A 20905-nucleotide genomic window follows, 5' to 3' on the forward strand; every position below is an offset into this window, starting at 1 on the left:
CAGAAACCGCCCGCGCACGCAGAAGGGCGGAGGAGCCGCAGCTCTCCCGCCCTCGTCCTGCCCCCTCAGCGGGCGCAGGCGGCGCTCTCAGCGCCTCAGGAGGCGTTCGCGAGCAGCGCCGTCCAGGCGATGTCTGCGAGCTTCGCCTGACCCGCCAGCGACGGGTGGAAGTGGTCGACGTCGGAGATGTCGTCCGAGGTGACGTCGAAGTCGTGCAGGGCGCCCTGGTCGTAGACGCAGTTCGCGGTAGCGCCGCAGACGTCGGCGAGGACGTCGTTGTAGGCGTCGATCGTCGTCGAGACGTTGTCGCGGCGGGCCTGCGCGTCCGCGTCGTCCGAGGTGGGCTGGTAGAGCAGCGAGTTGCAGTTGGAGCTGCCGGCCCAGCGCGAGACGGCCTCGGCGTCGCCGCGCTCGGTCTCGAAGAAGTCGAGCAGGTTCGGCACGGAGGAGACGAAGATCGTCGCCTCGGGAGCGCCGGTGGAGAGCGTCGTCAGCGCGGTCGTGACGTTGGCGCGGAAGGCGTCCGGCGTGGTGATGTCGGCGCTGTTCTTGCGGCAGACGTCGTTCGCGCCGATCAGGATCGTGACCAGGTCGGGCGCGGCGGCGACCGCCTTCTCGGCCTGGCGCGGCAGCTCGGCCGAGGTCGCGCCCTTGGAGGCGACGTTCTCGATCTCGGGCACGGCGCCGACCGACTCGCCGGCGCGGCGGGCGACCGAGTCGACCGTCTCGTCCTCGCCGGTGGTCCACGACGCGCTGGGGCAGGGCTTGTTCTGCCCGCAGGCGGCCACGCCGACCGAGATCGAGTCGCCCATCGCGGCGATCGAGCCGGCCGCGAAGGGCAGCTCGCCCGAGGCGGCGGGCTCGGTCGTCTCGGCGGGAGCCGGGGCGGAGGTGCAGCCGGCCAGCAGCGCGGCGGCGACGGCCACGACGGCGAGGACGCCGGCGCGACGGGAGCGGGTGGTGCGGGTCATGCGGTGCCTCCCTCGGCCGGGGTGGTCTGCGACGCGGGCGCGGCGGGGGTCGCCGGGCCCTTGGGCTTGGGCTTCCGGACCTGCTTCACGAACGCGAGGATCTGGTTCATGTCGCGGCGGTAGGCCGGGATCGCCATCGCGAGCGCCAGCGGCACCAGCGACGCGAGTCCGCCGACGAGCAGGTGGACGATCGCGGGCAGGTCGGTGTACGCGCCGACGGCCCAGGCCGCCCCGAACATGAACGGCACGACGAGCGCGGGGCGCAGGACGGGCACGATCACGTCGGAGCCGCGCACGAAGGTGCCGCGGATCGCCAGCCAGAAGCCGGGCACCAGCAGCGCCAGGGTGGTGAGGCCGTAGAGCAGCGCGAGGCCCTCGACGCCGTTCCACCACAGGCCCACGAAGAACGAGCCGATGACGAGCGGGCGGGTGACGACGTAGTAGATCAGCTGGCGGTGCACGCGGCCGAGCGAGATGTAGATCCAGCCCTGCACGTTGCCGATGCCCTGAGCGATGCCCGCGATGGACAGCAGCGACAGGATGACCGCGGACGACGTCCACTGCGAGCCCAGCAGGAGCTCCACCAGAGGTCCGGAGAGGGCGGCGAGGACACCGAAGGTCGGCAGCGTGAGGTAGCCGATCACGAGCAGCGCCCCACGGACGTAGCGGCGGTAGCGCTCGCCGTCGTCCTGGAGCGAGGAGAGCACCGGCAGCGCGACGCGGCCGAGCGGGCCGTTGAGCTGCTGGAGCGGCAGCAGGAAGAGCGAGTACGCCTTCGAGTACTGACCGAGCGCGTTCGCGCCGAGCTGCGAGCCGACGAGCACGTTGTCGACGTTGCGGGCGAGGTAGTTGAGCAGCTGGACGCCGAAGATGCTGCCGCCGGTCGTGACGAGCGGGACGACCTCGCGCGAGATCCGCGGGCGGCCGAACTTCGGCCGCGCCGCGACCCAGAGGGCGATCAGTCGGTAGATCAGCGCGCCACCCTGAAGCACGACGAGCGACCAGACGCCCCAGCCGAGCAGGCCGGCGATGATCGAGCCGACGACGCCGACGAGCATCGAGACCACGTCGATCTGAGCCATCAGGCCGAACTTCATCTCCTTCTGCACGCGCGCCTGGAGCGGCATGCAGAGGCTGTTGACGAGGAGCGTGGGGGCGACGGCGATCGTGAGGACGATCAGTGCGTCGTTCTGGTAGATCCCGGCGATGAGCCAGGCCGAGGCGGCGATGACGATCGTGCCGACGACGCCGAGGGCGACCGACAGCCAGAGCACCGACCGCCAGACGGTCTCGCTCAGCTTCTTCGACTGGATGATCGCGCCGGTGAGGCCGAAGTCGCGGACCAGGTCGGCCACGCCGACGATGGCCGTGACGGCCGCGAGCAGACCGAAGTCGCTGGGCGACAGCAGTCGTGCGAGCACCACCGTGGAGATGAGCTGGATGCCGGTCTTGCCCCACAGCCCACCCAGGGTCTGGATGACACCGCGACTGGCTTTGTGCCCGAGATCGGACCCGGGACGCGTCGGCGGCAGGTTCGGCCCGTCCCCCACGGTCGGCGACTGCGCGATCGCGTCGGTCGCCAGCGTCTCGGTGGTGTGCGCGGTGTCGTCGATCGCCGCCTCAATCTGGGCGTCGCTCGCCGTGGTGCCGTGGCGGGTGGAGGAGCCGCCCGCGGGGGTCGACCCCGTCACGCGCGCGTCGTCTCGTCGCGGTTCCATTCGGGTACGCCTCCTCGAGCGATGATCGACCGCGCCTCGAGGCGGGGTCGCAGATAGCCGTAGCAGTAGATCGGGAAGGCCGGCCACAGGGCGGGCCGGCGCAGGACGCGCTTCAGCAGCGCGACCGGGCCGCCGCCGCCGGCGCCGGTCTGCTCGGGCACGAGCCCGGAGGCCGCCAGCTGGGCGTTGCCGATCGCGATGCGGACGGTGCGCTTGATCTGGTTGCGCATCCGGCGCGGCGCCTTCACGGAGAAGGACCGGCCGGGGAGCGTCAGCCGCTCCTCGGGGGTGAAGAGCTGCTGGACGAAGCGGTCGTCCGCGATGATCTCGGGGAAGGCGCCGAACCGGCTCCGTCCCTCGGCCGACAGGCCGTAGATCCCGGAGCCGACCAGGCCCGGGGCCCGGTAGTCGGAGAGCTCCCAGATCAAGTAGTGCGCCCGGACCGGCCAGGAGGCCCCGCGGGTGTCGACGCGGAACTCCGGCGCCGCGGCGAGCGGTCCGCCGGGGCGGGCCAGCTCGTCGCCGAGCGCCAGGAGCGTCTCGGCCGAGACCGAGACGTCCGCGTCCACGTAGATCCTCGGGAGGACCGTGGCGAGCTCGTCGGCCGCGTTGAGGCCGGCGATCTTCGAGGCCCGGGGCGTCTCCGCCACCAGGATCCGCGGATCGACGGCCCGCGCCACCGCGGCGGTGTCGTCGGTGCAGCCGTTCGCGCCGACGACGATCTCGAGCCGGCCCTCCGGGTCCCCGGCCACCAGGGCGCCGAGGAGCCGGGCGATCACCGCCCCCTCGTCGTGCGCGGGGATGACGACGCTGACGCGTGCGCTCACGACTCGATCTGCGTCGGCTTGCGGACGACGTGAGCGCCGACGTGCGAGCCGAGGGCGGGCTGCCCGACCGGGATGTGGGGGCCCCCGCGGGTGAAGGCGGAGACGTGCCCCGCCTCCTCCGGCGACAGGCGCCGGCGGGTCGACTTCCGTGGTGCCTCCGTGAGCACCCAGGCCCCGACGGCCAGGAGGATCCAGAAGAGCATGAAGGACTGGAAGAAACCGAAGGCGTCGTAGAAGTACGCGGCGATCGTGTAGCCGAGCAGCAGGACCGCGATCGCGAACGCGAGGCTCGCGTACTGCGGCGTCGTGGTGCTCTTGAACGAGTAGCGCAGCAGCATCACGATCGGGACGAGGAACAGCACGGCCAGGCCGATGACGCCCACGGCGCCGCCGTCGAGCAGCGTGCCCAGCCACTGGTTGTCGAGGATGAACGCGTTCTTGTCCTCGCCCACCACGATGCGGCTGCCGACTCCCGTTCCGAAGAAGGGGTGCTCGCGCACGATCGCCATGGCCGGCTCGAGGTCGGCCAGGCGGCCCGCGCCCGCCATGCCCGCGGAGGTGTACTGCGAGGCGATGAGCGCGTCCGGGTCGAGGAACGACCCGATCATGTCCGTGAGGATCTTCGGGATCAGCACGAAGCCGAGGCCGAGCACCGGGACCATGCCCAGGAGCAGGTAGCCGCCGATCTTCGGGCGCAGGATGACCGTCAGCAGGAACATCACGCCGAGCGTGACGATCGCCGTGCGCGAGACCGCGGTGACCACGCCGAGCAGCAGGGCGAGGATCGTGCCGTAGTAGATGATCCGGCGGTTGATCTCGTTGAAGGGCCAGCGGGCGTACTTCGAGAGGTAGATCGCGATCGGGATCATCATGGTGAACATGACGGCCAGCGCGATCGGGTGCTGCGACGAGCCGAACGAGCGGTAGCCGCCGGCCCGGTAGGCCTCCTGCTCGGCGCCGAGGCGCTCGAGCGGCAGGAACTTGTCGAGCATCGTGAAGACGTTCTGCTGCGTCGCACGCTCGATCACCGCGAAGAAGGCGACGACGACGGCCGACCAGACCAGGAAGGTCAGGAAGGCCTCGACGAGCTTCTCGTTGCGCATCACGAGCCGGGCGACAAAGTAGACCGAGAGCATCAGCAGGTCGTTGACGATCGCGCCGGCGACACCGGAGCCGAGGGCGCCCTCGGAGATGAACTGCACGTTCGCGGCGATCGAGAGCAGGCTCGAGGCCACCCAGATGCCCAGCGGCCAGCCGAACGCGGCCGGGCGCCAGACGAAGGTCGGGTCGATCATCAGCGCGACGATCGCCGCGACGACCATCAGCACGATGACCAGCCGGTACGGCTCCAGAGCGAAGCCCAGCGGGATCGGCAGCGCGTAGTAGCGCACCGGGATGAACATGATCACGCCGAGCAGGACGATGAACGCGCCGTTCCAGTTGAAGACCAGCTTGCGCGTCAGGTACAGGAACGAGATCCCGAAGAGGATCGCCCCCGCGTACAGCGGATTGAGGTAGTAGACCGCTGCGACGGCCACGGCCGCCAGCAGGACGGTCGACAGGACGGCGCGGACCGTGAAGGTCCGGCGGACGAGGATCTCACCCGCGTAGGGGTCGTCGTTCCCGGGGACCCCGAGCGGGGTCCCCTTCAGCGTCGGCGTGCTCATCTGCTGCGACCGCCTCAGGTGGCGCTGCGCTTCCCGGAGGAGGCCAGCTCACCCGGCCCGGCGGTGTTCTCGGGGGCGGTGCCGAGGGCGGCGGGGCGCTGGCCGTTCTCGGACGCGGTGCCGGTCAGGGCCGGGCCGCGCCGGAAGGACTCGCCGCGGCGCTGATTGCCGCGGTTGGCGGTGACCCGCTCCCGCGAGATGCGGATGTTGTAGAGGATGAAGGCGAGCGCGATGAACGCGAGGAAGACGCCGAGACCGGTGATCGCGATCGGGATGATCGGGTTCGACCCCTCCTGCTCGACGGCCGCACCCTGGTCGGTGACCTGGAGGGTGACGCGGAGCTCGGGGGCGACGCCCTGGGCCTCCTGCTGCGAGGTGATGTAGGTCTGGAAGATCTGGGTCGCGGTCTGCGAGATCAGGACCGCGCGGGCCGGATCGGTCGACTCGCCGACGATCGAGAGGATCGGGAGGCTGAAGCGGCCCGGGTTCTGCTCGGTGCCGGCCGGCTGGGTCGTGCGGCGCACGGCGCTGAGGGCCTCGGTCGGCGAGAATCCGCCGATGGCGGCCTCGACCTGGGTGCGGATCTCGGAGCCGCTGACGAGGTACGCGTAGATGACCGCGGTGTTCGTCAGGTCGTTCTGCTGTGCCTCGGACGTGCCCTCGGTGAGGGCCTGACCGGGCTCGACGGCCTGGAGGGGGTTCCGCGAGCCACCGCCGAGAAGGATCGTGGTGTCGGAGCGGTAGGCCGACTCGGCGCGCGAGACGATCTCACCGTCCTTCACGGTGTAGCCGGCGACCATGGCGGCCAGGACGGCGACCACGAGGCCGACCGCGAGGAGCCATTTGTAGCTCCAGAGCACTCGAAGGTAAAGGGGGACGGACATCTCGGTCTCGACTTCCAGACGGCGAGGTGTGGGACCTCGGGGCGACGCGCCGCGTGCTCGGAGGTCGCATTGCTGCTGCAATCGTTGGAGCAACGCCTCCGTCCATCACGGCGGTGATGGCGGAACGGGTTTTGCGGCTGTCGAGGTGTCGACGGAGCCTGGTGCGAAGGGCGGTTTCGGAGCGGTGCGGTGCTGCTTTCGCACCGGCCTTCGGGCATGCCTCGATGGGGCCGGAACGAGCACAGAACCGGGACCCCGCGAGTGCGGTGCCCCGACACACTCATTGTGACCATAACCCACGGCATGCGGATGCCGGAAGTATTGCGGCTGTGTTAAGTCTGCGGGACCGACGACTCGCCGAGCCGGGAGTGGACTTGCGTTCCTCTCAGGTGGTCGAGGATGGTGGCTATCGTTCATTCCTGAGCGCGCCGCCCTCACGACAGGAGACGCATGGATGATGAGCACCAGTGCTCCACCACTGCCGCAGGCCCACCCGACCACCGAGACGACCCCGAGCACGACCGCACCGACCGCGACGCTCGTCCGCTGACGAGCGTCGCCTCCGGCGCGCCCGCCGGAGCTCCGCTGTCGATCCTGTACTCGTTCCCGCACGGCATCGGCTCGCCGGGCATCGGCTGGACCGCGCTGCAGCAGGTCCGCTCGCTCGTCGCCGCGGGGCACCGCGTCACCGTCGTCGCCGCCTCGATCACCGAGCCGCTCGGCCCGGTCGCCCGCGCCGTGACGACCCTCACGGTCGGCGGCGTCCGCCTCCCGCACCGCCTCTTCGGCCGCAGCCGCTCGATCGCGCACCACGACCGCGTCACCGCGCGGATCCTCGCCGAGGGCGACTACGACGTCGTGCACGGCTGGCCGTGGGGCTCGGCCCGCACCTTCGACGAGGCCGCCCGCCAGGGCGTGCCCGCGGTCCGCGAGGCCCCGAACACGCACACCGCGCACGCCTTCGAGGTCGTCGCCGAGGAGTACGAGCGCCTGGGCATCACGCCCCCGGTCGGCTCGCCGCACACCTACAACGCGGTGCGCCTGCGCCGCGAGGAGCGCGAGTGGGCGTCCGCGACCGCGATCCTCGTGCCCTCCGCCTCGGTGGAGCAGACCTTCCTCGAGAAGGGCTTCTCGCCGCGCAAGCTCCTCCGCCACCGCTACGGCGCCCTGGTCGACACGACCCGCAGCTTCGATCCCGACCCGCGCGACGAGCCGGACCACGTCTTCACCGCGGTCTTCGTCGGCCGGATCGAGCCGCGCAAGGGCCTGCTCTACGCGCTGCAGGCCTGGCAGCAGTCGAAGGCGAGCAGCACCGGGCGCTTCCTGGTCTACGGCGACTTCACTCCGGGCTACCAGGAGCGCCTCGCCGGACTGCTCGAGCAGCCGAGCGTCGAGCTGCGCGGCTTCACGGGCGACGTCGCCGGGGTCTTCGCGAGCGCCGACGTGCTGATCCTGCCGACCATCGAGGAGGGCAGCGCCCTGGTGACCTCGGAGGCGCAGGCCGCCGGCTGCGTGCCGCTGGTCTCCTCCGCCGCCGGCGCCAACCTCGAGGACGGCGTGCAGGGGCTCGTGCACGAGCCGCGCGACGTCGAGACGCTGACCGCGCAGATCGACCTGGTCTCCTCCGACCGCGCCCTGCTCGCTCGGATGCGCCGGGCCGCGCTCGACAACCGGGCGAACCTGACCTGGGAGCGCGCGAGCATCGACCTCGTCGCCGCCTACCGCGCCGCGATGGTGCTCGTCCGCGAGGACCTGGCCGGCACGGGCTCAGCGGGCACGGGCTCAGCCGGCACGGGCTCAGCCGCCGACTCCGACGACCGCTCCGACCAGCCGAGGACAGACACGCCGTGAACCCCTCCGTCCTCACCCCGGGTGACGTCTCGATCATCCTGTGCACCCGCGAGCGCCCCGACATGCTCCGGGAGGCGCTCGCGGCGATCGCCGCCGGCACCGACCCCGAGGTCGAGGTGATCGTCGTCGACTCCGCGTCGACCGACTCCCGCACCCGCGAGGTCGCCCTCGCCGCGGGCGTGCGCTACGTCCGCACCGACACCAAGGGCCTCTCGATCGCGCGGAACCTCGGGCTCGACTCGAGCGACCGGCCGATCGTGGTCTACACGGACGACGACTGCTCGCCGACGCCCGGCTGGATCGAGGCGCTGCTGCGCGCCTTCGAGGAGGAGCGGGTCACCGTGGCGACCGGGCGGATGCTCGACCACACCCTGGTCGACACCGACGTGCCGCCGACCGACCGCATCGTCTACCGCTCCGCCGTCCGCGGCCTCGACGCGGGTCACGGCGCCGTGATGGCCTTCCGCCGCGACGTGCTGCAGACCCTCGGCGGCTTCGACGACACCCTGGGGGCCGGCCGCTACCTCGCCGGCGCCGAGGACCTCGACATCTTCTGCCGCGCCCTCGCCGCGGGCGGCACCGCCGTCTTCGTGCCCGACAGCGTCGTGCTGCACGTCAACACCCGCAACCCCGTCGCCTACCGCCGCCTGATGCGCGGCTACGGACTCGGGCTCGGCGCGCTCGTCGGCAAGTGGTGGCGGCTGTCGCCCAAGGTCGGCGCGCGGCTGACCGCGACCCTCGCCGTCCGCAGCGGCCGGCGCCTGGTGCGCTCGGCCAAGCGGCGCGGCCGCGGTGCGAAGGACGAGCTCGCGATGGTCGAGGGGATCCTGCGCGGCTACCTGCGCTCGCGCCACCTCCGCCTCTCCGGCTCGACCTTCGTCGACGAGTACCCGCCGACGCCGATCCGCCTGCCGGCCGCCGACCAGCGGCCCGCCGGCACCCCGAGCTGACCGCTCCCCTCCGCCGCCTCCGACCAGGGAGCACCGCCATGACCCGACCCCCTCGCCGCACCGGGCGACCGCACGCCGAGCCTCTGCGCACCCTCGACGAGAAGTTCGTCTCGAACGCCGTCGTCTACGAGGTCGCCCGGCCGACCGGCTCGATGATCGTCGACGGCGCCCCGTTCCGCCGCGCGGACGGCTCGCTCGACCGCGACCTCGTCTACTCCGCCTGGGAGGCGTTCATCCGCTCCTCCCCCTCGGTGCGGCAGCGGCTCGCCCGCGCCCCGCTCGGGCTGTTCACGCCGTCCTGGGTGTCGGTCGACGAGATCGACGTCCGCGACCACGTGCGCTTCCACCCGGGCGTCGTCGAGTGGGACCCGCGACACGTCGAGCTGCTCACCGGCGCCTTCAACGGGCCGATGGACCCGAAGGGCCCGCTCTGGGACATCCTCGTCATCGAGCTCTCGACCGGGCAGCTGGGCTTCGCGGTGCGCATCCACCACGCGCTCGGCGACGGGATGTTCGGGCTGGTGCTGATCCAGGCGTTCACCTCGGGCGAGCCGATCGAGTTCGCGCCGTTCAGCCGCGCGCCGATGCGCTTCCCGGACGACCCGCGGCCGCCCCGCGGCCCGATCGCGCTCACGCTCGCCGCCCGCCGGCAGATCGCGTCGACCCACGCGTCGCTCGCGGACGAGTGGACCGAGTGGAAGCGCAAGCCGCTGAAGAAGCGGATCACCCGGGTCGGCGGCCGCAACATCCGCGCCGCCCGCGACTGGTGGATCCGCCGCTCGGGACTGCTCGAGCGCAGCATCAAGCCGCGCGACGCCGCGATCCTCACCGCGGACCTCAAGACCGCGAAGGCGGCGGCCCGCGCGGCCGGCGGCTCGGTCGCGGACCTGACCGTCGCGCTGGCCCTGCACGCCTTCGCCGCGCTGCACCCCGAGCGCGCGGAGATCGCGACGCTCGTGCCCGTGTCGCCGCGCCGGGACAGGAACGAGGTCAAGCGCAACCACGTGTTGATGGTGCGCGTCGCCGTGCCGGTGTCGCTCGGCCTCGCGGAGACGGTGGCGAGCGTGCGCGAGCAGGTGCAGCTCGCCGTCGAGACCGGCGAGAGCGGCATCACCCGCGGCCGGAAGGACTGGCAGGGCTACGCGTCCTACCTCCCCGTCTTCCTGCGCCCGCGCTGGTTCGGCGGCGCCGAGCTGGCCTCGATGACCCTCTGGCCGGTGACCGAGCCGGACGACGAGGCCGCGGTCTTCGCGAGCTCCTTCACCAAGCGGCTCGACATCGCGATCTCGGTGCGCTCGGACCTCGACGCCGACCTCTTCATCGGCTCCATCGCGGCCTCGCTGACCGAGATCGGCGCACCGGTGATCGACCCGCTGGCCGAGCAGACCCCCGCCGGATCGCCGGACGACCTCGAATCGAACGGAGCCGGCCGATGAGCCAGGGCGGCGGACCGCTGCGCACCCTCACGAAGGTGCGCACCTACCTGCAGGCCGTGCGCCTGCTGCACTTCCACGCGTACAGCCACGCCGACCAGGTGCCGCGCCTCACCCGCGGCGCCGACGTCTCGTTCGCGCCGAACGTGTCGTTCCGGAACGCCGAGCGGATCACCCTCGGCGCCGGCACCCACATCGGCGAGAACTCGCTGCTCTGGGCCGGCAACAGCACCGGCCGGGTCACCCTCGGCGCGAAGTGCCTGCTGGCGCCGAACGTCACGATCACCGCCTCGAACTACGGCATCGTCCAGGGCACGCCCGTGATGGACCAGCCGAAGATCGAGAAGGACATCGTGATCGGCCGGGACGTCTGGCTCGGCGCGAACGTGGTCGTCGTCGCCGGCGTCACCATCGGCGACGGCGCGATCGTCGGAGCGGGGGCCGTGGTCACCAAGGACCTGCCCGCGAACTGCATCGCGGGCGGCGTGCCCGCCAAGGTCATCGGCCAGCGACCGGAGGCCGATCGTGCCTGAGTCGGTGGACACCAGCCTGGCGATCGTCGTCGTCAGCTACAACACCCGGGAGAAGACGCTGGCCTGCCTAGCGTCGATCCCGCTCGGGGACGCGCCGACCCCGCCGCACGTGATCGTGGTCGACAACGGCTCCGAGGACGGCAGCGCCGAGGCGATCCGCGCCGCGCACCCCGAGGCGACCGTGATCGAGGCGGGCGACAACCTCGGCTTCGCCCGCGGCGTGAACCGCGGCGTCGCGGCGGCGACCGAGCGCTTCGTGCTGCTGCTGAACCCCGACACCCTGGTGCTCGAGGGCTCCTTCCGCGCGCTGCTGGAGTTCGCCGTCGCGAACCCGCGCTACGGCGTCTACGGCGGGCGCACCCTGCGCCCGGACGGCTCGGTCGACCCCTCGTCCTGCTGGGGCGCCCCGAGCCTGTGGTCGCTGCTGACCTACGCGACCATGCTCTCCACCGCCTTCCGCGGCAACCCGCTGCTCGACCCGGAGTCGCTCGGCGGCTGGCAGCGCGACAGCGTCCGCGAGGTGCCGATCATCACCGGATGCCTACTGCTGATGCCACGCGAGGAGTACGAGCGGGTCGGCCGGCTCGACGAGCGCTTCTTCCTCTACGGCGAGGACGCCGAGTTCTCGATCCGCGCCCGCCGCGCGGGTCTGCGCCCGGTCATCGTGCCGACCGCCGTGATCGTGCACGACGTCGGCGCCTCCACCCGCGACGCGGCGACCGCCGGGAACTCCGGCCGCAAGATGTGCATGGTGATGGCCGGCAAGGCCACGATGATCCGTCTCTCGTGGAAGCCGCTGCCCGCGCGGATCGGCATCGCGCTGCTCCAGGCCGGCGCGCTCGTGCGCACCGTGCTCGAGACCGCGACCCGCCGCAAGCGCCGCGCCTGGACCGAGGTCTGGCAGCGCCGGGCCGACTGGCGTGTGGGCTACCCGGAGGCCGAGCGCACGCTGTTCGGCCGGGTGCCCGGCACCGGCGCGGCGGAGGTCGCCCGATGATCGCCGGCGGGACCCGCACCCTGCGCGGCCGCCTGCGCACGCGCCTGCGCGGACTGCTCTCCGGCGAGGACGCCCGGAGCCGCCGGCTGCGGGTCGAAGCCGAGCCGGCCTTCCGCACCCGCTACGCGAACCCCTACAACGCGCGGCTCTACACGGCGATGACCGCGGAGGGCGTGCTCGTGCGCGACCTCTCCTGGCTGCGCCTGCTCGTCGCGAAGGTCGACGTGGTGCACCTGCACTGGCCGGACCTGACCTTCCTCAGCGGCGTCCGCCGCTACCGGATCGTCGCGCGGCTGGTCTTCTTCTTCGCCTTCCTCCGCGTCGCGCGGCTGCGCGGCACCCGGCTGATCTGGACCGCGCACAACGTCACCTCGCACGAGGAGCGCGGCACCCCGTTCCTGCGCAACTGGTACCGGCGGCTGCTGACCGAGAACCTCGACGCGATCGTCTGCCTCTCGGAGGAGGGCGTGACCGCGATGCGCCGCTCCTACCCCGAGCTCGCGGCGGTGCCCGCCTTCGTCACCCCGCACGGGCACTACCGGCAGGACTACGACTTCTCCGCGAGTCGCGCCGAGGCGCGCGCGGAGCTCGGTGTGGACCCGGACGCGCGGCTCGTCGTGTCGGTCGGCCAGATCCGGCCGTACAAGAACGTGCCGACGCTGATCGAGCGCTTCCGCGACCGCGAGGACGACGGCACGCTGCTCGCGGTCGCCGGCAACCCTGCCCGCGGACCGCTGCGCGGCGTGATCGAGGAGGCGGCGGCGGGCGATGCGCGCATCCGGCTCGAGCTGTCCTTCCTCAGCGACGAGCGGATGGCGCTCTGGCTGCGCGCGAGCGACCTGGTCGTGCTGCCCTACTCGGCGATCCAGAACTCCGGCTCGGCGATCCTCGCGGTCTCGGCCGACCGGCCGGTGCTGGTGCCCGACCTCGGTGCGATGCACGAGCTGGCCGCGCTGGTCGGCCCCGACTGGGTGCGGCTCTACGACGGCGCCTTCGACTCCGCGGCCCTCGACGGCGCGCTGGCCTGGCTCGACGAGCGCACGGTGGCGGACGACGCCTCGGCCGACCTCTCCGCGCTGGAGTGGGACGCGATCGCCCGCGCGACCATCGACGTCTACCGCCGCGTGCTGCGGGCCCCGCGCCCCCGCTGAGCTCCGTTCCTGCTGATCGAGCAGCCCGCGCAGCGGGCGTATCGAGATCCACCCTCCTCCACAGCCCCGTCCGCAGAAACAGCGCACTGAGAAATCACGAAGAGTAGTGCATCCCGAACCTGGGACCGCTAGCTTTGGCTCCTGATCCCCCTTGCACTCCTCCGTCGGCCGTTCCCAGCGTCCGACGGTCGTCGGTCACCGCTGCCCGGCGAGCCCTCCGGTTCCCCCGCCCCGCCCGCCGCACAGAAACACAGGACCTTCGTGATCCCTCGCTCCACCCCGTCGCGCCGCCCCGCCGGCCGCCTGCGCCGCTTCCTCGCGGCCACCGCCGCCGCTGCCGTCGTCACCGCCGGTCTCGTCGGCGCCTCCGCGCTCCCGGCGCAGGCCGCCGATGCCACGCAGACCGGTGCCGGCCGCTACGTCGTCACCGTCGACTCGAAGGCCGTCTCGACGACGCTCGCGAGCGCCCTCGGCCTCTCGCTCGACGCGTCCTACGGCGGAGGCGTCTCCGGCTTCACCGCGACCCTGACCGCGCGTCAGCACGCGATCCTCGCCGCCGACAGCCGCGTCCTCGGCCTCTCGCCCGCCGACCAGGTGGTCGAGGGCCAGGCGCAGACCATGCCCTCGCACGTCCTGACCGCGGAGGCCGACAAGGCCCCGGTCAGCGCCGGCGACGGCGTCACCAACTGGACCGGGCCCGCCGTCGCGGTCATCGACTCCGGCGTGAGCGCGCACCCCGACTACAACCTGGCCAAGCAGGTCAACTGCTTCGGCTCCGGCACCGCCGAGGACGCCAACGGCCACGGCACCGGCGTCTCCGGCTACATGACCGCGCTCGACAACGGCTCCGGCACCGTCGGCATCGCCCCCGGTGCGCCGATCTACTCGGTCCGCGCGCTCGACGCGAACAACAAGGGCAACATCTCGACCCTGATGTGTGCGCTCGACTGGGTGTCGCAGAACGCCGCGACGTACAACATCAAGGTCGTCAACATGTCGCTCGCCACGAACGGCGCCGACGACGGCAACTGCGGCCGCACCGACGGCGACACCATCCACCAGGCGGTCTGCGACCTCGTCGCGAAGGGCGTGACCGTGGTCTCGGCCGCCGGCAACTCCGCCGCCGACCTGTCGAAGTACATCCCCGCCGCCTACGACGAGGTCCTCGCCGTCACGAACTTCGCGAACTACGACGGCAAGCCGGGCTCGCTCGCCGCCGTCCCGTGCACGAACGTGACCACCAAGGACGACAACTACACGCTGAACAGCAACTTCGCCTCGCCCGTGGACGCCGGTCACACCATCGCCGCGCCCGGCACCTGCCCCTACACGACGAAGAAGGGCAACACCTACGCGTACATCCAGACCGGCACCAGCATGTCGACGGCCGCCGCCTCCGGTGTCGTCCTCGACTGCCTCGCGGCCGGCGGATCCTGCGTGGGCAAGAGCCCCGCGCAGGTCATCGCCCAGGTGATCGCCCAGGCCAAGTCGGCGACCGTCGATCGCGGTCGCACCTTCGCCGGCGACCCGACGCGTCCCGTCTCCGGCCGCTACTACGGCTACGGCGTGAGCACGATCCCCGTGGGCACGGTCGTCACCCCGACGCCGACCGCGACGCCGACGGCCACCGCCACGCCGACTCCGACCGCGACGCCCACGGCGACCGCGACGCCGAAGCCGACGGCCACTCCGACCGCGACGCCGACCCCGACCGCGACGCCCACCGCGACCGCCACGCCGAAGCCGACCGCCACGCCCACCGCGACCGCCACGCCGACCCCGACGCCGACCTCCGGCGCCGACACGGTGAAGCCGCAGGCGAAGATCGTCTCGCCCGCCAGCCAGACGACCGTGACCGGCACCGTGACCCTCGTCGCCAACGCGAGCGACAACGTCGCGGTCACGAGCCTCGCCTTCTGGTCCGGCTCGACCAAGCTCGGCGACGGCGTCAAGCAGGCCGACGGCAGCTGGTCGCTCACCGCGAACAGCAAGAACTGGCCGAACGCGACCTACGCCGTGGTCGCCCGGGCCACCGACGCCGCGGGCAACGTGGGCTCCAGCGCCTCGATCACCCTGGTGATCAAGAACTGACCCGCTCCGCCTGACCGGCCCGGTTCCCTCCTCGGAGGGGCCGGGCCGTTCGCGTTTCCCACGGGGCGGTCGCGACGTCAAGGGCGGGCGCTCCGGTGGCGCGGTCCGTAGCGTCGGAAGCGCGCGGTCGACCTCCGTCCGCGCGGAGAGGCAGCCATGAGCGACACCCAGAACGGCCCCGTCATGGACGGCGCCGAGGACGCGAGCAACGACGACAAGCTGGGCGGCCTGATCGAGCAGGTCGACCACGACCACGGCGACGAGGGCGCGGGCGCCATGGCCGACGCGCTCCGCGACCGCGCCGACGAGACCGACACCGAGATCACCTCCTCCGACGAGACGGAGACCCGCACCGAGACGGAGTGACGGCGGCGCCGGCGATGCCGGTCGAGCAGCCCGCGGGGCACTGCATGCAGGCTGAGTAGCCCGCGGGGCACTGCATGCTGGTCGAGTAGCCCCGGAGGGGCGTATCGAGACCCACCGTCACCAGCTCGGTCGGTCTGCAGACTCCTCCTCTGACGCCGGTGGATCTCGATACGCCCACTCCGCGGGCTACTCGATCAGCATGATGTCGCCTGCCCCTCGAGCAGCAGCCTCCGGCGGCCCTTGCACGCTGGCCGAGCAGCCGCGTCCGGCAGTCCTTGCATGCTGGTCGAGTAGCCCGAAGGGCGTATCGAGACCCACCTTCGCCGGGACACCTGCCGGCAAGCCTCCTCTTCGCCCCCCGTCGACGGCCACGGAACGATCACCTGGACGACCGCACCGGAAGGCCGGTCGGCACCCGAGTGCCCGCACTCCCCGGCCGCCCGTCCGTCCCGCCGCCGCAGCGCTGCGTCGACGATGCACCCGCGCCGTTCCGACGCTGGTGGATCGCCGGACACCCGCTCGGCGGTACGCTCGGCGAGCATGGAGGCGGTGCCGCCGACCGGGCGGCCGCTGGGTGCGGCGTCCCGATCACCCGGGATCTCGGTCGCGCGGGCCGATTCCGCCGTCCGCCGCGCACCGCTCACCCGCCCAATCCCTCCGAGAGGCAGCCGTGCCCGATGCTCTCCTCGTGCCGCTCCTGCTCGCCGCGCTCGTCACCAACGGCCTGGCGGCGGGCTTCTTCTACGCCTTCGCCTGCGCGGTGATGCCGGGCCTGAGCCTGACCGACGACGACGCTTTCGTCAGCGCGATGACCGCGATCAACACCGCCGTGCAGAACCCGCTGTTCGCCGTGTCGTTCGTCGGCAGCGGTCTCTCCTCCGCCGCCGCGCTGGTCGCCGCGCTCGTCGGCAGCGCCGGTGCCGCGACGACCAGCGCGGTCGCGGGGGCCCTCGCCCTCGCCCTCCTCCAGTACGTCGTCACCTTCGGGCGCAGCATCCCGCTCAACCTGCGACTGGACCGCGCCGCCGGCGGTCCGCTCTCCGACGCCCGGCGCGGCTTCGAGCGCGCCTGGGTCCGCGCCAACACGGCGCGCGTGCTCGCCTCAGGTGGTTCGCTCCTCCTGCTCGGGATCGCCCTCGCGACGACGTGACGGCCGCGCCGTCGATCCGCGAGTCCCTCGACTCCCGGAAGACGGCAGGCTGGTCAGCACCACCCCGATCCAGGAGAGACACCATGACCGCACCCCGCCGCGCCCTGATCCTCGTCGACGTCCAGCTGGAGTACTTCGCCGGGCCGCTCGAGATCCGCTACCCGCCGCACGCGACCTCGCTGACCGCCATCACCGCCGCGCTCGACGCCGCCACGGCCGCCGGTCTGCCGATCGCCGCCGTCCAGCACAGCAGCGGCGAGGGAGCCCCCGTCTTCGCACCGGGCACCCCCGGCTTCGAGCTGCACCCGGAGATCGAAGGCCGCCGCAGTGATGAGTGGAAGTCGATCACCAAGCGGTTCGGCACCGTCTTCGCCGGCACCGACCTGCTCGCCTGGCTGCGCGAGCGCGACGTCAACACGATCACCCTGGTCGGCTACATGACCAACAACTGCATCCTCGCCTCGTCCGCCGAGGCCGAGACGCACGGACTGACGGCGGAGGTGCTCTCCGACGCGACCGGCGCCATCGCGATCTCGAACGCGGCGGGCTCCGTGGACGCCGAGACCGTGCACACCACGCTGCTCGCCCTGCTGAACTCGAACTTCGCGGCCGTCGCCGACACGGAGGCCTGGATCGACGCCCTCGCCTCCCGCGAGCCCCTCCCTCAGAGCGACCTCGGCAGCTCGGCCGTCGCTGGCGCCGCGCTGCCGCCGCGCTGAGACCTCGGTCGACAGGACCTCGCTCAGCGCGACAGGAGGAGCTGCAGAGTCACCCTGCCCGGGTTGAAGGGGCTGGGGTGCTCGCAGTAGACCGTGAACGGGACTCCGCGGGCGTCGCTCTCCGCCCAGTCGACGACCTCGAGGACGTCCCGCGCGCCGGTGATCCGGATCTCGTCGACCATCGTCTCCGTCTCGGCGAAGTAGACGCGGTACACCGGCGTGGTCACTTCGGCGTCCACATCACGAGGATCCACGGAGCTGGTGCGCATCTTCCCCCCTCTCCTCCAGTCCAGCGTCGCAGAAGGCGCCGCGACGGGCGTCCGCGGCGCGTCAGCGGTCCGGCGGGGGCGGGAACGGGCGGGTCGAGCGCGGGGCGGCCGGGGGCAGGGCCGCGCGGGCGCGGTGCAGGGAGACGGCCGTCAGCAGCACGCGGGTGCGGGCCGGGGAGGCGTCGAGCGGGCCGATCAGGGACTCGATGCGGGCCAGGCGGTCGTAGAGGGTCTGCCGGCCGATGCCGAGGGCTACCGCGGTGGCCGTCTTGCTCCCCCAGTGCGACGCGAACGTCTCGAGGGTCGCGAGCAGCTCCGGGCGGCCGCGGCGCAACGGGCCGAGTACCTCCTCCACCAGAGCATCCGCCTCGGCGTCGTCGCGGAGCGTGCTGGCGAAGCGCTCGAGCCGGTGCAGCCGCGCGTCGACGACGCCGCTCTCGGTGCGGGTCCACTCCCGCACGCCGCGCACCTCCGCGAGCTCGCGCGGCACCCGCGCCACCGCGTCGGCGCCGCTGCCGACGCAGACCAGCGCGGACGCCCCGGCAGCGGGCGGCCACTCGCCGAGCAGCAGCACCCTCGCCCGCTCCCGCGCTACGGCGTCCGGGAAGGCCAGCAGCGCGAGCAGCTCGCCGCCCGCGACGCAGATCACGCTCGCGGAGTCCGCTGACCCCCGCACCGAGCGGTCGAGCGCGGCGCGGACCGCACGGAGGGTGCGCTCGTCGTCGCCGACGTCGGCCCAGACTCCGAGGAAGCACTCCCGCCCGCCGACGCCGAGCCGGCCGAGGAGCGCGTCGATCTGCAGCTCGGCGCTCGGGTCGGGGCGCGCGGACGGCGCCGTCGCGACCGCGAAGAGCTGCGCGGTGAGCCGCTCGCGCGCGGTCGGCGGCCGCCGCCGGAGCAGGGCGATCGCCAGCACGTCCGGCGCGCGGTCGAGCGCGACGGCCACGCCGTGCAGGTCGGCCTCGTCGTGGGCGCGGAGGTAGAGCGTGCCCAGGAGGGAGTCGCCGGCCCGCAGCACCCCGGATGAGGCGCCCGCGGTGCGCGCGGTGTCGACGCCGCGGCCGGGATGGGCGCGCACGATCTCCTCGCCCGCCGGCGAGACGAGCGCGGCACTGGCGCCCGTGGCGCTCGCGACGACCTTCAGCAGCTCGTCGATCCCGGCGTCTGCGGCCGCCGCCTCGCCGAGAAGTCCGGACACTCTGTCCGCCACCCGCAGGCTCCGGAACTTCTGCTCGGTGAGCCGGGTGTTGATGCTCTCGCAGACCTGCACGAACGGCACCCGCCGGGGCAGCGCGAGCACGGCGAGCCCGAGGTCGTCGGCCGCGGCGACGAGCGGGGCCGGGACGCTCGGCAGCCGCTCGGACAGCTCGACGGCCAGGGCTCCGATCCCCGCTGTGACCAGGGACTCCACATAGCGACGGCACTCCTGGGGATCCTGGTCCGAGGAGAGGTTCACGCCCTCCATCAGCAGCAGCTCGCCGCCCAGGAGCAGCGGCGCGACGTCGAGCTGCTCACTGGCGTGCGCCCAGCGGATCGGCACCCGCGCGGCGGCCTCCCCGCCGGCGACCACGACCGGTCCGGCGGCCGCGAGCAGCGGGTCGAGGAGCGCCTCGGACAGCGGGATCACCATGCAGAACGTCCTCTCGCGTCACGGCGAATTTACACGGCGAGGCGGCCGCCGAAACCGCCCGCCGGGAGGGTGGAGCCCGACCCGCCGCGCTCCTCCACAGCCCACGCTGCCGCGGCGCCGTCCACCGTTCCCCGCTCCGACTCCCCGCTCCACCTCACGCTTCGAGAGGATCCACCCATGAGCTCCGACACCCTGCACGGCACGACCGACACCGAGGACGCGCTGACCCCGCTCCCCGAGAGCCGTCGCAACGCGCGACTCGACGGCCAGTTCTGGATCTGGGCGGGCGCCAACATCGCGCCGATCAACTGGGTCCTCGGCGCGCTGGGCGTGAACATGGGCCTCGGCCTCTGGGACACGATCACCGTCCTCGTGCTCGGCAACGTCGTCGGCATGGCCGTCTTCGGCTTCTTCGTACTGCTCGGCCAGCGCACCGGCGCGACCGGGATGCTCGTCGGCCGTGCGGTCTTCGGCCGGCGCGGCAACTACGCGCCCGCCGTGATCCAGGCCGTCGTCGTGATCGGCTGGTGCGCGATCAACACCTGGATCGTGCTCGACCTGGTGATCGCGCTGCTCGGCTCCGTCGGCCTCGTCGACCCGGAGGCGGCCAACATCGGCTGGAAGGTCGCGGTCGCCGCGGTGATCATGGCGATCCAGGTCGCGATCTCGTTCCTCGGCTACCGGGCCATCGCCGCGTTCGAGCGCTGGACCGTGCCGCCGACGCTCCTGGTGCTGGCCGTGATGTCGATCGTCGCCTGGTTCTTCCTCGACATCGACTGGTCCTACGCCGGCCCGGCCGAGGGCGCCCTCACCGGCGGCGACCGGATCGCGGCCATGTCGATCGTGATGACCGCGATCGGCATCGGCTGGGGCCTCACCTGGCTCGCCTACGCGGGCGACTACTCCCGCTTCGTCAGCCCCCGCGCCTCGCGCAGGAAGCTCTACTTCGCCAGCGTGCTCGGCCAGTTCGTCCCCGTCGTCTGGCTGGGCGTGCTCGGCGCGACGCTCGCCACGAAGAACGGCTCGGTCGACCCCGGCCAGCTGATCGTGGAGAACTTCGGCGCCCTCGCGATCCCGGTGCTGCTGCTCGTGGTGCACGGGCCGATCGCGACGAACGTGCTCAACATCTACTCGTTCGGGATGGCCACCCAGGCGCTCGACATCCGTCTCGGCCGCCGCGCGCTCAGCCTGATCGTCGGCGTGCTCGCCTTCGTCGCCTCCGTCTTCTTCGTCTTCCAGGACGACCTGGCGACGACGCTGGACGCCTGGCTGGTCGGCCTGGTCGGCTGGGTCGCGCCGTGGGGCGCGATCGTGCTGGTGCACTACACGGTGTTCGAGCCGCGGGTGCGCTCGTTCGGGCACCTCTTCGCTCCGGTCGGCTCGCCGCTGCTGCCGGACGTCCGCTGGCGCGCGCTGCTCTCCTTCGCGATCGGCGCGACGCTGACCTGGCTGTTCATGAACGGCTCGGTGCCGGCGCTGCAGGGACCGGCCGCGACGGCGCTCGGCGGCGTCGACGTCTCCTGGCTCGCCGGCGGCGTCTCGGCGGGGCTCGCCTACCTGCTGCTCGGCCGGGGCGACGCCGCGTCCTGGGTGCGGAAGCGCGAGGCCCTGGAGCCGGCCGCGCGCGCGTCCGAGCCCGTCCTCGGGTAGCCGGCCCCGTCACTCCGCCCGCTCCTCTTCTCCCGCACCACCCGCTCC

18 protein-coding genes are annotated in these 20905 nt (G+C 72.6%); 11 read left to right on the forward strand and 7 right to left on the reverse strand.

Annotation, left to right across the window (positions count from 1 at the left end):
* Nucleotides 1-95: 95 nt before the first annotated feature.
* The 5 genes from EDF43_RS01795 to EDF43_RS01815 are packed head-to-tail and all read right to left on the reverse strand — an operon-like array spanning nt 96 to nt 6067.
* The gene (locus EDF43_RS01795) at nt 96-971 is read right to left on the reverse strand and encodes a GDSL-type esterase/lipase family protein (protein WP_132435086.1); all 876 of its coding nucleotides are present in this window, start codon (nt 969-971) and stop codon (nt 96-98) included.
* Nucleotides 968-2689, reverse strand: coding sequence for a lipopolysaccharide biosynthesis protein (locus EDF43_RS01800; RefSeq protein WP_132435088.1), 1722 nt, complete (start codon nt 2687-2689; stop codon nt 968-970). Before EDF43_RS01800 ends, EDF43_RS01795 begins: the two co-directional genes overlap by 4 nt.
* Nucleotides 2659-3516 carry a glycosyltransferase gene (locus EDF43_RS01805; RefSeq protein ID WP_165908976.1) on the reverse strand — a complete coding sequence of 286 codons (858 nt, stop codon included), beginning with the start codon at nt 3514-3516 and terminating at the stop codon, nt 2659-2661. The genes EDF43_RS01800 and EDF43_RS01805 overlap by 31 nt, the downstream gene beginning before the upstream one ends.
* Nucleotides 3513-5183 carry an O-antigen ligase family protein gene (locus tag EDF43_RS01810; protein ID WP_132435092.1) on the reverse strand — a complete coding sequence of 557 codons (1671 nt, stop codon included), beginning with the start codon at nt 5181-5183 and terminating at the stop codon, nt 3513-3515. Before EDF43_RS01810 ends, EDF43_RS01805 begins: the two co-directional genes overlap by 4 nt.
* 14 nt (nt 5184-5197) lie before the next feature.
* Nucleotides 5198-6067 (reverse strand): hypothetical protein, encoded by an 870-nt coding sequence (locus EDF43_RS01815; protein WP_132435094.1) that lies wholly within the window; start codon nt 6065-6067, stop codon nt 5198-5200.
* Between the two features lie 450 nt (nt 6068-6517).
* Here EDF43_RS01815 and EDF43_RS01820 point away from each other — a divergent pair, with 450 nt between their 5' ends.
* From EDF43_RS01820 to EDF43_RS01865, 10 genes are all read left to right on the forward strand, one after another.
* Nucleotides 6518-7918, forward strand: a complete 1401-nt coding sequence (locus tag EDF43_RS01820) for a glycosyltransferase family 4 protein (protein WP_132435096.1) — start codon at nt 6518-6520, stop codon at nt 7916-7918.
* Nucleotides 7915-8868, forward strand: coding sequence for a glycosyltransferase family A protein (locus tag EDF43_RS01825; protein WP_132435098.1), 954 nt, complete (start codon nt 7915-7917; stop codon nt 8866-8868). Before EDF43_RS01820 ends, EDF43_RS01825 begins: the two co-directional genes overlap by 4 nt.
* Before the next feature lie 38 nt (nt 8869-8906).
* Nucleotides 8907-10304 (forward strand): wax ester/triacylglycerol synthase domain-containing protein, encoded by a 1398-nt coding sequence (locus tag EDF43_RS01830; protein ID WP_132435100.1) that lies wholly within the window; start codon nt 8907-8909, stop codon nt 10302-10304.
* Nucleotides 10301-10834: an acyltransferase gene (locus EDF43_RS01835; RefSeq protein ID WP_132435102.1), complete on the forward strand. Its 534-nt coding sequence runs from the start codon at nt 10301-10303 to the stop codon at nt 10832-10834. The genes EDF43_RS01830 and EDF43_RS01835 overlap by 4 nt, the downstream gene beginning before the upstream one ends.
* A 4-nt stretch (nt 10835-10838) precedes the next feature.
* A complete protein-coding gene (locus EDF43_RS01840) occupies nt 10839-11831 on the forward strand; it encodes a glycosyltransferase family 2 protein (protein ID WP_165908977.1) in 993 nt (330 codons plus the stop codon).
* Nucleotides 11828-12982 carry a glycosyltransferase family 4 protein gene (locus tag EDF43_RS01845; RefSeq protein ID WP_132435106.1) on the forward strand — a complete coding sequence of 385 codons (1155 nt, stop codon included), beginning with the start codon at nt 11828-11830 and terminating at the stop codon, nt 12980-12982. Before EDF43_RS01840 ends, EDF43_RS01845 begins: the two co-directional genes overlap by 4 nt.
* A gap of 261 nt (nt 12983-13243) precedes the next feature.
* The gene (locus EDF43_RS21630; RefSeq protein ID WP_165908978.1) at nt 13244-15073 is read left to right on the forward strand and encodes an Ig-like domain-containing protein; all 1830 of its coding nucleotides are present in this window, start codon (nt 13244-13246) and stop codon (nt 15071-15073) included.
* Nucleotides 15074-15229: 156 nt separating this feature from the next.
* Nucleotides 15230-15439, forward strand: a complete 210-nt coding sequence (locus tag EDF43_RS01855) for a hypothetical protein (protein ID WP_123734716.1) — start codon at nt 15230-15232, stop codon at nt 15437-15439.
* Between the two features lie 670 nt (nt 15440-16109).
* Nucleotides 16110-16589: an anthrone oxygenase family protein gene (locus tag EDF43_RS21635; protein WP_165908979.1), complete on the forward strand. Its 480-nt coding sequence runs from the start codon at nt 16110-16112 to the stop codon at nt 16587-16589.
* 83 nt (nt 16590-16672) lie between these two features.
* Complete coding sequence (locus tag EDF43_RS01865) at nt 16673-17308, forward strand: isochorismatase family protein (RefSeq protein ID WP_132435110.1); 636 nt, start codon at nt 16673-16675, stop codon at nt 17306-17308.
* A 23-nt stretch (nt 17309-17331) separates the two neighbouring features.
* Here the strand turns inward: EDF43_RS01865 and EDF43_RS01870 are convergent, their stop codons facing one another.
* Entirely contained in the window at nt 17332-17577 is a 246-nt protein-coding gene (locus EDF43_RS01870; protein WP_132435113.1) for a hypothetical protein, read from the reverse strand.
* A gap of 61 nt (nt 17578-17638) precedes the next feature.
* Nucleotides 17639-19207, reverse strand: coding sequence for a PucR family transcriptional regulator (locus tag EDF43_RS01875; RefSeq protein ID WP_132435115.1), 1569 nt, complete (start codon nt 19205-19207; stop codon nt 17639-17641).
* Between the two features lie 177 nt (nt 19208-19384).
* Between EDF43_RS01875 and EDF43_RS01880 the strand changes: the two genes are divergently transcribed.
* A complete protein-coding gene (locus EDF43_RS01880; protein ID WP_132435117.1) occupies nt 19385-20857 on the forward strand; it encodes a cytosine permease in 1473 nt (490 codons plus the stop codon).
* Nucleotides 20858-20905 lie beyond the last annotated feature (48 nt).

Source organism: Rathayibacter sp. PhB179 (assembly GCF_004345345.1).
Taxonomy (GTDB): domain Bacteria; phylum Actinomycetota; class Actinomycetes; order Actinomycetales; family Microbacteriaceae; genus Rathayibacter; species Rathayibacter festucae.

Excerpts from the sequence above, each read along its gene's own strand:
- EDF43_RS01795 (WP_132435086.1), bottom strand. The coding sequence starts at position 971 with ATGACCCGCACCACCCGCTCCCGTCGCGCCGGCGTCCTCGCCGTCGTG.
- EDF43_RS01800 (WP_132435088.1), bottom strand. The coding sequence starts at position 2,689 with ATGGAACCGCGACGAGACGACGCGCGCGTGACGGGGTCGACCCCCGCG.
- EDF43_RS01810 (WP_132435092.1), bottom strand. The coding sequence starts at position 5,183 with ATGAGCACGCCGACGCTGAAGGGGACCCCGCTCGGGGTCCCCGGGAAC.
- EDF43_RS01815 (WP_132435094.1), bottom strand. The coding sequence starts at position 6,067 with ATGTCCGTCCCCCTTTACCTTCGAGTGCTCTGGAGCTACAAATGGCTC.
- EDF43_RS01820 (WP_132435096.1), top strand. The coding sequence starts at position 6,518 with ATGGATGATGAGCACCAGTGCTCCACCACTGCCGCAGGCCCACCCGAC.
- EDF43_RS01830 (WP_132435100.1), top strand. The coding sequence starts at position 8,907 with ATGACCCGACCCCCTCGCCGCACCGGGCGACCGCACGCCGAGCCTCTG.
- EDF43_RS01835 (WP_132435102.1), top strand. The coding sequence starts at position 10,301 with ATGAGCCAGGGCGGCGGACCGCTGCGCACCCTCACGAAGGTGCGCACC.
- EDF43_RS01845 (WP_132435106.1), top strand. The coding sequence starts at position 11,828 with ATGATCGCCGGCGGGACCCGCACCCTGCGCGGCCGCCTGCGCACGCGC.
- EDF43_RS01855 (WP_123734716.1), top strand. The coding sequence starts at position 15,230 with ATGAGCGACACCCAGAACGGCCCCGTCATGGACGGCGCCGAGGACGCG.
- EDF43_RS01865 (WP_132435110.1), top strand. The coding sequence starts at position 16,673 with ATGACCGCACCCCGCCGCGCCCTGATCCTCGTCGACGTCCAGCTGGAG.
- EDF43_RS01870 (WP_132435113.1), bottom strand. The coding sequence starts at position 17,577 with ATGCGCACCAGCTCCGTGGATCCTCGTGATGTGGACGCCGAAGTGACC.
- EDF43_RS01875 (WP_132435115.1), bottom strand. The coding sequence starts at position 19,207 with ATGGTGATCCCGCTGTCCGAGGCGCTCCTCGACCCGCTGCTCGCGGCC.
- EDF43_RS01880 (WP_132435117.1), top strand. The coding sequence starts at position 19,385 with ATGAGCTCCGACACCCTGCACGGCACGACCGACACCGAGGACGCGCTG.